Here is a 13,539-nt window from a genome sequence, read left to right as displayed (position 1 = left end):
TTTTTGTTATTTATTTCCTTGCAGGTAGTTTAACATAATGATTGTTTGATTGTAGTCATTGATAGCATTTGCATATAGCAAATGTATCTCTACTGCGGTCTTTAAATTCTGGATATACTCGACATAATCTATTTCTCCTTTTTCATATGAAACCTGTGATATCCGTGTTATATCTTCTGCTTGTTTGCTGCCACGAAGTGAATAATAGTCCAAAGCATTTTTAGCCTTGGTATATTCATTCAGATAAGTCTGATAATTCTTACGCATAGTAAGCATAACCTCTTCCTGCTGAACCCTTGCTATTTCGACTTCTCTTTTAGCAGCTTTTGTTTTGGCTCTTTGTTCTCCAAAAAATAGAGGAACACTTATTCCTACTTCAAATCCCATGAAATTACCTTTGTCAAAACGTTCTCTTTGTAAATCATACGGGTTAAAACCTTTTATAAGAAACTGGTTTTTCAATGCAAAATTGAAACTGGGCAGATATCCTTGTTTAATCACACTGAGGTTCTTTTCGCTTATGATCTTTTTATTAGCATAAACCTCTCCAAGTGGTGTTTGCTCCGGATTGAAATCATTAAAAGGATAGACTGCATCCAAAACAGTCAGAGTCGGCTCAACAGGTTCGACTGCCTCATCCGTATTCATCCAGCGTTGTAAGATTAGTTGTATGCTCTGATAATTCTTTTCAGCCTTTTGTAACTCAATTCTGTTTTCATTATAGAGTCGTTCAGCATTCATCTGTTCCAAACGTCCTGTTTCCCCTGATTTCAACTTTGCATTGGCGAGGAATAAGAATTTACCATAAATACGGTCCTGTTCCTGTAATATTTTGATATTTTCCTTTGCATAAAGCAATTGATAATATGTTGCTGATATTTCTTTTACAAGTTCATTGCGTGTAACGTCCAAATTACTTCGTTCCAGATTCGTTTCGGCTTTCAATAAGCCTCTGCGAGAACCATACACTGTAGGGAACTCAAAACTTTGGCTTAATGATATGCTATTATCAGGGCTTCCTCCTGATGTTGGGTCCTGACTTAACGAAAAGCTTGTTTTATCAATATTAAAAGCTGTGCCTTGCAAGTCTTTTGCTCTTTCAATTGAGATACGACCCGACTTCATGGTCAGGTTGTTATCTATTGCCGATTGAATGCATTCCTCCAATGATTTTGTTGTATTTTGCCCAAATAAAGACGGAGCTAAAACAACAGTCATTGTTATGAATACAATAGTCGATATTATTATTTTTGTTTTCATTCCTGTTTATTTTTAGTAAATGTTTTATAGATAGAAGGTAACACAACCAATGTTAGAGCCGTTGCAGTTAATAATCCTCCTATTACCACTGTTGCGAGAGGCCTTTGCACTTCGGCTCCATCGCCTGTAGATAAAGCCATTGGTAAGAATCCTAATGATGCGACAAGCGCAGTCATAATTACCGGACGAAGGCGCAGCATACACCCTTCGATTACTCTCTCACGAATGTTTGTCATCCCTTCTTTTTCAAATATGTTGAATTGCCCAATCAGAACAATGCCATTTAATACCGCAACACCGAACAGAGCTATAAACCCGACACCTGCCGAAATACTGAAAGGCATGTCACGTAACCATAGAGCCCAGATACCTCCAATAGCCGAAAGTGGTATGGCAGAGAATACAAACAAGGACTCTTTTACACTTTTCAATGTGGCATATAGAAGAAAGAGTATTAATAACAATGCTAATGGAACGGCAACCATCAATCTGTCTTTTGCTTCTTTCAGATTTTGAAATTGTCCTCCGTATGTATAATAATATCCTGCCGGTAGTTTGAATTCTTTGTCTAATATATTCTGAATATCAAACACAGTGCTTTGGACATCACGTCCTCTGACATTAAATCCGACATAAATTCGTCTCTCTCCATTTTCGCGTGTTACCTGTGCAGGTGCATCTTCATATTTAATTTCAGCCACTTGAGAAAGAGGGATTGTTCCTCCTGATGAAAGGGGCAGATATAGATTTTCTAATGAAGAGATATTATTTCTCAGATCATTATCCATTCTTAATACTAAATCAAATCTACGGTCTTCCTCAAACACATATCCAGCCTCATTTCCGGCAAATGCTGTTTTAAGTACCATATTGGCATCTTTGACTGATATACCATATTTCGCTAATTGATCTCGATTATAAGTAACCTGAACCTGTGGTAATCCGGTAACTTTTTCAACAAACGGATCACTTACTCCATCTACTTTTTTTATCAAAGAGGCTATCTTATTGGCTGATGAGCTAAGTACTTCCAGGTCATTCCCATAAATTTTAATGGCTACATCCTGTTTAATACCTGTCACTAACTCATTGGTTCGCATCTGTATCGGCTGTGTCATTTCCACTCCTAATCCGGGTATCTCTCCGATAGCTTTTTCCATCTTCTCCATCAGCTCCTCTTTGGTTTTGGCTGATGTCCATTCTTTTTTAGGAATTAAAGCAATCATCATATCCGCTCGTTCAATAGGCATCGGATCAGTTGGAATTTCGGCACTACCAATACGGCTTACGGCTTGTTTTACTTCAGGAAACTGTTCTTTGAGTATTTTTTCAGCTTGAGAACAGCTTTTAATCATCTGTGACAAGGATGTTCCCTGAGCCATACTTATTTCTGCCGCAAAGTCGCCTTCTTCGAGATTAGGTATAAATTCGCCACCCATTCTATTAAACATGAATACACTGACTGCAAACAGTGCAACCATACTTATGATTAGAGTTTTGCTCCAATTCAAGCTTTTGGTTATAATAGGACGATAGAAATTGTTAAGCTTATCCATTAGCTTATCTGAGATATTCCGCTTGTGCTCAGTTTTCTTACTTAAAAACAACGCACTTGCCATAGGCACATAAGTTAGAGATAGAATAAATGCACCCAATATGGCAAAGAACACTGTCATAGCCATTGGCTTGAACATCTTACCTTCTATACCGACCAAAGTGAAAAGTGGAATATAAACAATCATGATAATGATTTCTCCAAATGCGGCACTATTCCTTATTTTAGAAGCTGAATCAAATACTTCCTGATCCATTTCTGCCTGTGTCAGCAACCTCCCTTTATATCGGTCTTTCATGACTCCTATATGATGACAGACGGCCTCGACAATGATGACCGCCCCATCCACAATCAATCCGAAGTCGATAGCTCCGAGGCTCATCAGGTTTCCACTTACACCAAACACACGCATCATACCAAATGCAAACAGCATAGATAGTGGTATTACGGAAGCTACTACCAATCCGGCTCTGTAATTCCCTAAGAAAAGTACAAGAATGAAGATAACGATCAATCCTCCCTCTATCAGGTTTTTGGTAATAGTATTCGTTACTCTGTCTACCAATTGTGTCCTGTCAATAAACGGCTCAATAATGACTCCCTCCGGTAAGCTCTTTTGTACCTGAGCCATACGCTCTTTTACATTTTTTATTACCTCTTGAAAGTTTTCACCCTTCAACATCAGGGTAATACCTGCAACAACTTCTCCGTCTCCATTTCGGGTTACAGCACCATAGCGTGTTGCATTTCCATACTGTACTTTTGCTACATCCCGAACAAGGATAGGAGTACCATTGACTGTTTTAATCGGTATTTTTTCTATATCTTCCAAAGACTTGACAATACCTAACCCTCGTATGAAATACTGATTACTGTATTGTTCAATGTAGCTCCCTCCTGTATTTTCGTTATTGTTTTCAAGTGCAGTATACAATTCAGGGATTGTTATATTTACAGCATTGAGTTTATCCGCATTAATGGCTATCTCGTATTGTTTTACAAAACCTCCCCAGCCACTTATCTCTGCTACACCTTCTGTGCCTGAGAGTTGCTTTCTAACGATCCAATCCTGCATGGTACGCAAGTCAGATATACTGTATTTATCCTCATAGCCTTCTTTTGCCCGTATTGTATAGTGATAGATCTCTCCTAATCCGGTAGATATAGGAGCTAAACTAATCTTACCTACTCCTTGAGGAATAACTTCCTCCGCTTCTTTTAGTTGCTGGTCTACCTGCTGACGTGCCCAATAAATGTCAGCATCTTCTTTAAATACAATGGTTATAACGGATAAGCCACTTCGGCTGATACTTCTTCTTTCTATAACTTTGGGAATATTGGCTAAAGCCATTTCTAAGGGAGTAGTAATAAACTGCTCCACTTCCTGTGCTCCTAAGGATGGAGCCTGAGTAATGACCTGCACCTGATTATTGGTGATATCAGGGGTAGAGTCGAATGGTAATTGAGACAGGGAATAAGTCCCCCAAATAATGAGGGCTACAGTCATGACTCCAATTACCAATTTATTCTCTATCGAGAATTTAATCAGTTTTTGAAACATAATTTGAATATTAAAATATAACAATAGGATTGTACGATACATCTACCTTTAGACGTATCAAATTGGATACAAGAATGTTATATTTTAAGCCTTAGGGGGTCTCCAAAGACTATCCAGATGAGATGAAGTTTGGTTTTCATTATAAATAGCAATCTTCTTGACCGGAGTACTATCTATATTTCGCAGGTCAAAGCTATTTTTTGCTATAAAATTGGGATTGTGAAAGCTGGAACATGCGCAAAACGGAGTACATATTTCCTGAGCAGTATCGCTTTCACTATGAGCTGTTGAAACTTGTTCTGTCTTATCTTGTAAAGAATCTATAGTCTGTATATTGCAATTGCATGGAAGCAAGGCAAGACACAGAAAATAAATACTTATTATAAAGACAAATGGTCTCATTTTGTTTTTCTTTATGCTACAAATATAAAAATAAATTTATGCAACTCAGTTGCAGACTTCTATTATTTGTTAAAGAAAGGTTTTAAGTTTGTATATTTATTGAAAAAAGGATTGTAGATAACAAATATCATGAATTAATGAGCTTATTACACTGGCCGCAATATCCTTTAATTACAAGATTTACACTTTCTATTTGCATAACGGGTGATAATTGAAATCCGGGAATAGATATATTATCCAGGCAAAATGCCTTTTTGCAATAATTACAATAAAAATGAGCGTGCATATCTTCAATGCTGCAATGGCAATCTCGACTACATACAGAATACTTAACAGAACCTGAGCCATCATCGAAGCTATGTATTAATTGATGCTCATGAAATAAATGTATTGCTCTTGATATTGTAGATTTATCTATCGTGTCAAGTTGAGATTCTAAATCTGACAAACTAAATGCTCTGTCAAATTCAAGCATAGCTTTTAGTACCAGTATGCGAATAGCTGTTGGTTTTATATCCCGCTCTTCTAATAAATTTACAAAAAGACTGTTCATAATGCAGTATTTTATAATATAGAGTTTATAAAGTTATATCTTTTATTGAAAAAACTCCTCCTCTTTCTGGCTTTATTCTTCACATGCTCTCATTACATATTTCTAAACAAAAAGGATACTTTACATTTTATATGTTATATTTTTGTGTTTAATAAAAACGTATCTATATATCATACAATATTATGAAAACTCCTAAACAAGCTTTAAATCCAGCATTTTTAAAACAAAAACCGGATCGCAAAGAAATAGAATTGTTTAAACAAGAGTTTATTTCTCTGTTGGATAAAATAAACGATACTGAATCGGAGGAGTTTCATAAAAACCTAATTATAGATTTCCTAAATTCCGTTTACTATAAAAACAATCACTATATTAATACATATGGTAGAACAGATTTAGTTATTCATAACGAGAAAGATACTAAATCACCTGTTGGCGTCTTGATAGAAGTAAAGAAGCCAACTAACAAGAGTGAAATGATCAGCAAAGAAAACCTCAATGCTAAAGCATTTCAAGAATTGGTTCTTTATTATCTCAGAGAACGTAAGGCAAACAAGAATCTAGAACTACGATATTTAATTATTACGAATATCAACGAGTGGTTTATTTTTGATGCTCAAGACTTCAAAAAACTATTCTATGATGATAAGAAATTTGTAGACTTATTTGAACAATTCCAAAATAAACGTTCGGATGATTCATCTACAAACCACTTTTACAAGGAGATCGCATCGCCTCAAATAGAGAAAGTGAAAGATCAAATCCCATATACTCATTTTGATATTAGGGATTATGATAAAATTATGCGTAATAAGGATAAGGAGGACGATAGAAAACTAATTGCTCTTTATAAGTTTTTATCTCCGATTCATTTACTCAAACTATCCTTTGCTAAAGATTATAATGAGTTAAACAAAGAGTTTTATGCAGAGCTTTTACATATACTTGGCTTAGAAGAGGTCAAAGAAAAGTCTCAAAAATTTATTGTTCGAAAGTCTCAAGGAAAAAGGGATAATGGTTCAATTATTGAAAATGCGATAAACGAATTAGATGCGATGGATAAATTATCTATGCTATCTAACATAAAACAATATGGAAACACCTATGAGGACCAATTATATAATGTAGCTCTAGACTTAAGCATTACGTGGGTCAATCGAGTCCTGTTTTTAAAATTGCTAGAAGCTCAAATTATTAAATATCACGACGGGAATAAAAAATATTCTTTTCTTTCAACTGATAAAATTGAAGGGTATGATGATTTAAATAGTTTATTCTTTCAAATATTAGCTCGCAAAGAAGACGAGCGGCGAGATGGAAATTTAAAAGAAAAATTCTCTCATGTTCCATATCTGAATAGCTCTCTTTTCGAACCAACGGAATTAGAGGGTTATACTATTGCGATTAGCGGACTTCAAGATAAAGCAAAAATAGAATTATACTCTAAATCTGTATTGAAGATTAAAGGACAAGTTGATAAGAGGCTTACTCCTTTAGAATACTTATTGAAATTTCTTGATGCCTATGATTTTAGCAGTGAAAGTTCAGAAGATATACAAGAGGAAGATAAAGCATTGATATCAGCGTCTGTTCTTGGATTGATCTTTGAAAAAATAAACGGATACAAAGATGGCTCTTTCTTTACTCCAAGCTTTGTTACTATGTTTATGTGTAGGGATACTATAACTCGCACTGTTATACAAAAATTTAATGAGACTAAAGGTTGGGAATGCAAAACAATCATAGATCTACATAATAAAATCTCAGATATAAAAGAAGCGAATGAGATATTCAATTCTATTCGGTTGTGTGATCCAGCTGTCGGATCAGGTCATTTTTTAGTTTCAAGTCTAAATGAAATGATCTATTTAAAATCAGAACTCGGTATTCTTACGGATAGAGAAGGGAAATTATTAAGAGGCTATAAGATTAGTGTAGAGAATGATGAGTTGATAGTCAGCGATAATGAATATGGTATATTCAAGTACAACCCTCACCATCACGAGAGTCAGCGTGTACAAGAAACATTATTTCATGAGAAGCAAACCATAATTGAAAACTGCCTATTTGGTGTTGACCTTAATCCAAATTCTGTAAAGATCTGTCAACTTCGTCTATGGATCGAACTTTTGAAACATACCTATTACATAACTAAGACCAATAGATTAGAAACTCTACCTAATATTGATATTAATATCAAATGTGGAAATTCATTAATTAGTCGTTTCGGCTTAGACGAAAATTTAAAACCGATTCTTCGAGGGCTGAATATATCGATTTTAGAATATAAAGAGGCTGTTAATAATTATAGGAATGCCCACAATAAGCAAGATAAAAAACGTTTAGAACAATTTATTAAAGAGATTAAAACTAATCTAAAAACTGAAATTAGCAAAAACGATAAGAATAGTAAATCCTTGTTTAAAGCAAAAAAAGAATTATCCGATTTAACAGCACCAGATTTATTTGAGCGAACACCCAAAGAAAAAAAAGCTTTACAAAAGAAAATAGATTTAGCTCAAAATGCTGTTGGAAAATATTCTGCTATTATTGAAGAAATCAAAAATAATAAAATATTTCAAAATGCATTTGAATGGCGTATTGAATTTCCAGAAGTATTAAATGAGGATGGTGATTTTATTGGTTTTGACGCTATCATTGGCAACCCACCGTACATTCAGCTTCAGTCGATGGGAGAGATAACAGATATCTATCAAAAAATGGAATTTGAAACCTTTGAACGTACAGGAGATATCTATTGCTTGTTCTACGAATTAGGAAATAATATTCTTCGAAAAAACTGCTTTTTATCATTCATTACGTCTAATAAATGGATGCGTGCAGGATATGGAGAAAGTATGCGCAGATATTTTGTGGAGCAGACAAATCCTGTATTATTAGTGGACTTTGCAGGTATTAATGTATTTGATGAAGCCACTGTGGATGTGAATATTTTAATGTTCCAGAAGGATAAAAACCGACAACAAACAGAGGCTTGTATTGTCAAAAAGGAAGGTATAAAAGATTTGAGCGTTTTTATTAGACAGAATAGTGTTAATTGTGAGTTCAAATCAAATGACAGTTGGATTATACTATCTCCTGTGGAACAGTCTATTAAAATGAAGGTTGAAGCAATTGGGGTACCATTAAAAGACTGGAGAGATATACAAATCAATTATGGAGTAAAAACAGGTTTTAATGAGGCTTTTGTTATTGATGGTCAAAAACGAGAAGAGCTGATTAAAGAAGATCCCAAAAGTGCCGAAATTATAAGACCTATTTTACGTGGCAGGGATATAAAACGTTATGGGTACGAGTTTGCCAATTTGTGGTTAATAAATACTCATAATGGAGTGAAGGAAAAGAATATAAAAGCCATAGATGTAGAGGATTATCCTGCTGTAAAGAAACATTTAGATAAATTTTACCCTGAGCTCGAGAAACGTCAAGACAAAGGTTATACTCCATATAATCTACGGAACTGTGCTTATATCGAGGATTTTTATAAACAAAAAATTATATGGGGAGAGATTTCAGATAAATCTAAATTTGCATTAGATAATGAAGCTTTCTTTCCTGAAGCCACGTCTTTTTTAATGGTAGGGGATAAATTGAAATATATACTAGCTATGCTAAACTCAAGGCTTGGAGAGTGGGTCTTTAATCAGATCGGAACAACAACAGGAGTAGGAACAAATCGATGGAAAAAATATACATTAGAAAAATTATCGGTCAAAATGCCTACAGAATTAGAACAAATACATGTAGAACAAATGATAGATAATATAATTGAAACTCATTCTATTGATGAAATAGAAAAATTAGATAAGTATATATGCCAACTATACAAGTTATCTCAAGAAGAAGTTGAATTTATTGAGAACTTATAAATTGTATTTCTTCTTCAGATAGTCCATACATTGCATATATAAGATTGTCTATTATAGTTTCAAGGACTGTTGTATTCTCATTCTTTTCTTTTTTTATTAGCATTTCTTCTACTAACTTAATGAATGGCTCTTGCTCAAAATCAGATAATAATGGGATTGGAAATAGATTGACATTTTGACCACCAACTTGAACATCTCCAACTCCTGTCTTGTTCATGTTGGTAATATAGCTATACCATTTTATTACATTAGAGTTCAAAACAGACAGTAGATATTCTAGGTATGATCCTGTCAATATATAACAGGCATTATTCACAACATACTCATTGGAATCAATAGAAAAAGCCATTTGATTTCCAATAATCTTCCATATAATTTTTTGTTTATAAAAATCCTCCCAATAACTTATACTATCCTGCGTCTCAAACCATTGATTATTAGTCTTTTTTCTTGATCCTGTTTCTCCTGTCTGTTTTAATCTATCATATCCAAAGTCCATAAGATGTTGTTTTACAGCAGGATATTGATCTATATTTATCTTTAGACTTGGAAATGTCGTAATTAGATATAGATCAGCGAATTGATATCCATACCTCTTAATATCTCTACCTCTGAGTAACGGTCGTATAATTTCAGCAGATTTTGAATCCTCTTTGATTAATTTTTCTTTCGTTTCGCTGTCAATTATAAACGCTTCGTTATATCCAGTTAAAACACCTCGATAAATATCGATATCCCAATCCTTCAAAGGTGTTCCAACTAACTCTATCTTAGACCTTATACTCTGTTCAAGAGAACTCAAAATTACCCAGCTTTCTACTCCAAACTCACAATTAACACTATTCTGTCTAATAAAAACAGCAAAAATAGTATATTTTTATTATACTATATAATTATACTTTTTTCCAGCGTTTTTAATTTTATATATATTTAATTTAAACAAACAGCAGATGATTTATGGATACATTCGTGTAAGCACAGACAGGCAAACAGTCGAAAACCAGCGTTTTGAAATCAACCAATTTTGTGAGAAAAATGTAATGGTAATTGACAAATGGATCGAAGAAACAATTTCCGGAGCAAAAAGTGTACAGGACAGGAAGTTGGGTAAGCTATTAAAGAGAATGAGAAAAGATGATATTCTTATATGCTCCGAATTGTCTCGACTCGGTAGAAATCTTCTTATGATTATGGGTGTTCTTAAAGAATGTATGAACCGTGATATTCAGGTTTGGACAATCAAAGATAATTACCGCTTGGGAAGTGATATTAATTCTAAAGTTCTAGCCTTTGCTTTTGGTCTCTCAGCCGAAATTGAACGTAACCTTATATCCCAACGTACCAAAGAGGCATTAGCTCGAAAACGTGCTGAAGGTGTTATCCTTGGTCGTCCCAAAGGAAGTAAATCAAAAGTGAAAAAATTGACAGGAAAGGAAATTGAGATAAAAAATCTATTAGATAAGAAAGTTTCCAAAAGTGCCATCAGCCGTATTCTCGGCGTTCATCGCTTAACTGTTAGTGCATTTCTCAAGGATAACCAACTATAAAGACTTTTTTTAATTGAATAATAATACCTAAATTGAAAATGCTATTTACTTCTGTAACCACATAGATCCATACTTTTTCTCAAATTCCTCAGTTAATTCCATAATTTTTTTCTGAAGAACAACCATTTCGATGGTTTGTTTTTCCAGTTTATAAAGAAAAGCCAAGGCCTTTTTCTCGGAAAAATTCGACTTTAGGGCTTTGACTATTTGGTTATAGTTCGTACCAACTATTCTAAATTGTCCGAAGAAAGTAGTTAACCTCATGTAATAATCTTGTACAGCTTTGTCGATTTTCACAACCTTTATTGGCTTATTAAATATGCAAGAAGTAATAAAATGAGCCTTAACACTCATACATGACTTGTCATATAAAGCGAGAAAACGTGCGTTGTCAACGTTATTCAAATAGATAACATAACGATGTATTGCAGGATCATTCTTCGGATTCCGCCCTCCTTTTCTTCTTTCAGAAAGATTATTTGTTTTCATAACTACATAAAGATTTAATAAATAAAAATTACGACTTCGGAGTGATTTTCTCTCCCTGAAAGGGCAAGGGTTTTGAAGCACGGAAATTTATTTCAAGTGCTTCAAAACATACCTTGCTGTATTCTGACGAATACCAAAATCCATCCTCCGATGGATTGCCTTAAAGTTTATTTGAGAGATTATCATTACACGACAAAGGTAGCGTCTGTTAATTGAAAGGTTATGATGAGGTTTTCAGACAAATGGTGACAGCAGATGTCATTGGATGACAGTTAATTTTCTTGGCTATCCTGACATCCCTTTTTGTGAATTCATAACTGGATTTATTCATTAAAATATTCACTAATTATTGATGTATTTACTTCAGCTATGAAGTATGTAGTGAATAAGTTAGCTCTTGACTGATACCCAACCAATAAATACTGACTTCATGGCTTCATGAATGAATGACTTCACTAAGTCATGAGGTCAAGACATAACTCATCAAGAAAGGAACAAATAAATTACAGGTTGAATATTATAGTTCAGTAATGGGTGAGTGGCTGAATGAAGTATATATCTACAACTTCATTGAATATTATTTCTTTTTTCAACTGATAAACACCTTCCCTGTGAAAAGAATAAAATAGACCATATTTTTGAGGGAATACTACCCAACGGGTGGAGATTGCCGATAAAACCTGAAAGGCTTGATATTGGCGTTTTATTCTTGAAATAGACCTTTGTTATCAGATGATAAAAAGTGACGGCATAAAAAAGGGTAAAAGAATACTTTTACCCCATTAATTAAGTCGAAACTATAATGTCTATTCATCTCTTACATAACCAACCCTTTTCCTTGATTTTGTATCTTGTCCCTTCTGACTGGCTAATTCTGTTAATGCTTGGTAAATATCATTGAATTGCAGATTCGTTTCTAACATGAAGTTTTCTAATTTTTGATTTAGCTCAGCATACCCCAAAGCATATTGACGAAGCATAATAAAAGCTCTGACTATTTGGATATTAACAGAAATTGCTTTCTGACTATTTAATAATCCTGCTAACATTGCAATTCCATGTTCTGTAAAAGCATAAGGTAGCTTTCTTGTTCCTCCCCAACTTGATGTTCCATTTTGGAATATCAAGTCAAATTCTTTATTATTCAATTGGAACATAAAATCTTCGGGAAAACGATCAAGATTCCGTTTTACAGCCTTATTCAAGTTGCTAGTTGTTACTTCATATAGTTCAGCTAAATCCTTATCAAGGATAACTTTATATCCCCTTATTTCATATATTCGATTCTGTATTACTTCTAATTCCATATTAATTCAATGTTTTAAGTGAATGTTGTTTTGTACTTGTATTGAATATCACAATAACTTCATGGCTTTTCTGTTTTTGACGATATTCCTGAAAAGCATTCAAGACCCATTTTCGAAAACAGTTGGTATAAAGTGATTGAATATGAAAACTCAAAAATATAATTGTTTCAAGGTTGTAATATGTACGAATATACTCTCCGCCATCTTTCGTATATCTATATTCTTTCGTAACATCACTTTCTCTCAATAAATTATACTTGAAAATATTTTTGAGATGTTTACTTATTGTTGGGGAATATACCCCAAACAAATTAGCAATCTCGTTTACTGTCATCCAAACTGTACCATCAACGATTTTCACTTCAATGGTCGGTTTGTTGGTATCTATATCTGTGAATTTTATATATCCTGTTTCCATATGATTATTTTTGATGGTTTTATATTCCTCTATATTTATTTAGCTTTTGATAATTGAATATTATTGGCTTTCAATTTGGTCGAAAGTGTGTTCATTTCGTTACTTATCAGGTTTTCGGTAACTCGCGCATAAATTTGAGTTGTACGAATATTCGTGTGCCCTAGCATTTTAGACACAGCTTCAATAGAAACACCTTTAGCTAAAGTGGTTGTACTCGCAAATGTGTGACGTGCTAGGTGGAAGCTTAATCGTTTCTCAATCCCGCACACAGTACCGATTTCTTTCAAGTATGAATTCATCTTTTGATTGCTTAATGTCGGTAATACTTTGTCATCTTGCTTACCTCTATATTTCTCAATTATTGCTAAAGGGACATCAAGTAATGGAACAGTCACGATGGTATCTGTTTTTGCTCGTTTAGTCATAATCCATGGCTTTTGGAAAATCCAGTGTTAATTGCCCCCTTTTGCCAGTCTAAATTGACCCTCTTTTCCAAAATACGTTTAACCCCTTACGCCAAAATAAAAATGTCCCCTGCTGGAATGTAACCCAACAGG

10 protein-coding genes and 1 pseudogene are annotated in these 13,539 nt (G+C 34.0%); 2 read left to right on the top strand and 9 right to left on the bottom strand.

Going from position 1 to position 13,539, the window contains the following annotated elements; translation table 11 throughout:
• Positions 1–6 precede the first annotated feature (6 nt).
• The 4 genes from LDB17_RS14205 to LDB17_RS14190 form a co-directional block, all read right to left on the bottom strand.
• The gene (locus tag LDB17_RS14205) at positions 7–1,260 is read right to left on the bottom strand and encodes a TolC family protein (protein WP_006801089.1); all 1,254 of its coding nucleotides are present in this window, start codon (positions 1,258–1,260) and stop codon (positions 7–9) included.
• Complete coding sequence (locus LDB17_RS14200) at positions 1,257–4,376, bottom strand: efflux RND transporter permease subunit (RefSeq protein ID WP_083820982.1); 3,120 nt, start codon at positions 4,374–4,376, stop codon at positions 1,257–1,259. The genes LDB17_RS14205 and LDB17_RS14200 overlap by 4 nt, the downstream gene beginning before the upstream one ends.
• Positions 4,377–4,460: 84 nt before the next feature.
• Positions 4,461–4,778, bottom strand: a complete 318-nt coding sequence (locus tag LDB17_RS14195) for a DUF6660 family protein (RefSeq protein ID WP_006801087.1) — start codon at positions 4,776–4,778, stop codon at positions 4,461–4,463.
• A gap of 127 nt (positions 4,779–4,905) precedes the next feature.
• Positions 4,906–5,331: a Fur family transcriptional regulator gene (locus LDB17_RS14190; protein ID WP_006801086.1), complete on the bottom strand. Its 426-nt coding sequence runs from the start codon at positions 5,329–5,331 to the stop codon at positions 4,906–4,908.
• A 182-nt stretch (positions 5,332–5,513) separates the two neighbouring features.
• On the opposite strand from LDB17_RS14190, the gene LDB17_RS14185 reads away from it, so the two are divergent.
• The gene (locus LDB17_RS14185) at positions 5,514–9,221 is read left to right on the top strand and encodes an Eco57I restriction-modification methylase domain-containing protein (protein WP_252638435.1); all 3,708 of its coding nucleotides are present in this window, start codon (positions 5,514–5,516) and stop codon (positions 9,219–9,221) included.
• Here the strand turns inward: LDB17_RS14185 and LDB17_RS14180 are convergent.
• Positions 9,205–10,023 (bottom strand): TaqI-like C-terminal specificity domain-containing protein, encoded by an 819-nt coding sequence (locus tag LDB17_RS14180; RefSeq protein WP_393925104.1) that lies wholly within the window; start codon positions 10,021–10,023, stop codon positions 9,205–9,207. The genes LDB17_RS14185 and LDB17_RS14180 overlap by 17 nt on opposite strands.
• Before the next feature lie 148 nt (positions 10,024–10,171).
• Between LDB17_RS14180 and LDB17_RS14175 the strand changes: the two genes are divergently transcribed.
• Positions 10,172–10,768 carry a master DNA invertase Mpi family serine-type recombinase gene (locus LDB17_RS14175; RefSeq protein ID WP_252638433.1) on the top strand — a complete coding sequence of 199 codons (597 nt, stop codon included), beginning with the start codon at positions 10,172–10,174 and terminating at the stop codon, positions 10,766–10,768.
• Positions 10,769–10,813: 45 nt separating this feature from the next.
• Here LDB17_RS14175 and mobA read toward each other — a convergent pair whose 3' ends face one another.
• From mobA to LDB17_RS14155, 4 genes and pseudogenes are all read right to left on the bottom strand, one after another.
• Positions 10,814–11,257, bottom strand: a complete 444-nt coding sequence (mobA, locus tag LDB17_RS14170; RefSeq protein ID WP_393925103.1) for a conjugal transfer protein MobA — start codon at positions 11,255–11,257, stop codon at positions 10,814–10,816.
• Between the two features lie 806 nt (positions 11,258–12,063).
• Positions 12,064–12,564 carry an ORF6N domain-containing protein gene (locus LDB17_RS14165; protein ID WP_006801080.1) on the bottom strand — a complete coding sequence of 167 codons (501 nt, stop codon included), beginning with the start codon at positions 12,562–12,564 and terminating at the stop codon, positions 12,064–12,066.
• 1 nt (position 12,565) lies between these two features.
• Complete coding sequence (locus LDB17_RS14160) at positions 12,566–12,982, bottom strand: transcriptional regulator (protein ID WP_006801079.1); 417 nt, start codon at positions 12,980–12,982, stop codon at positions 12,566–12,568.
• A gap of 35 nt (positions 12,983–13,017) precedes the next feature.
• Positions 13,018–13,413, bottom strand: a pseudogene (locus LDB17_RS14155) (site-specific integrase); the annotation flags it as partial.
• Positions 13,414–13,539 lie beyond the last annotated feature (126 nt).

The sequence above is a fragment of the Dysgonomonas sp. Shenzhen-Wh21 genome (genome assembly GCF_043392705.1).
In the GTDB taxonomy this organism is placed as follows: domain Bacteria; phylum Bacteroidota; class Bacteroidia; order Bacteroidales; family Dysgonomonadaceae; genus Dysgonomonas.
Note: the sequence above shows the minus strand (reverse complement) of the source record. Positions and strands in the feature narration are given on the sequence as shown.

Coding starts and splice junctions, on each gene's coding strand:
- LDB17_RS14205 (WP_006801089.1), bottom strand. CDS start 1,260: ATGAAAACAAAAATAATAATATCGACTATTGTATTCATAACAATGACT.
- LDB17_RS14200 (WP_083820982.1), bottom strand. CDS start 4,376: ATGTTTCAAAAACTGATTAAATTCTCGATAGAGAATAAATTGGTAATT.
- LDB17_RS14195 (WP_006801087.1), bottom strand. CDS start 4,778: ATGAGACCATTTGTCTTTATAATAAGTATTTATTTTCTGTGTCTTGCC.
- LDB17_RS14190 (WP_006801086.1), bottom strand. CDS start 5,331: ATGAACAGTCTTTTTGTAAATTTATTAGAAGAGCGGGATATAAAACCA.
- LDB17_RS14185 (WP_252638435.1), top strand. CDS start 5,514: ATGAAAACTCCTAAACAAGCTTTAAATCCAGCATTTTTAAAACAAAAA.
- LDB17_RS14175 (WP_252638433.1), top strand. CDS start 10,172: ATGATTTATGGATACATTCGTGTAAGCACAGACAGGCAAACAGTCGAA.
- mobA (WP_393925103.1), bottom strand. CDS start 11,257: ATGAAAACAAATAATCTTTCTGAAAGAAGAAAAGGAGGGCGGAATCCG.
- LDB17_RS14165 (WP_006801080.1), bottom strand. CDS start 12,564: ATGGAATTAGAAGTAATACAGAATCGAATATATGAAATAAGGGGATAT.
- LDB17_RS14160 (WP_006801079.1), bottom strand. CDS start 12,982: ATGGAAACAGGATATATAAAATTCACAGATATAGATACCAACAAACCG.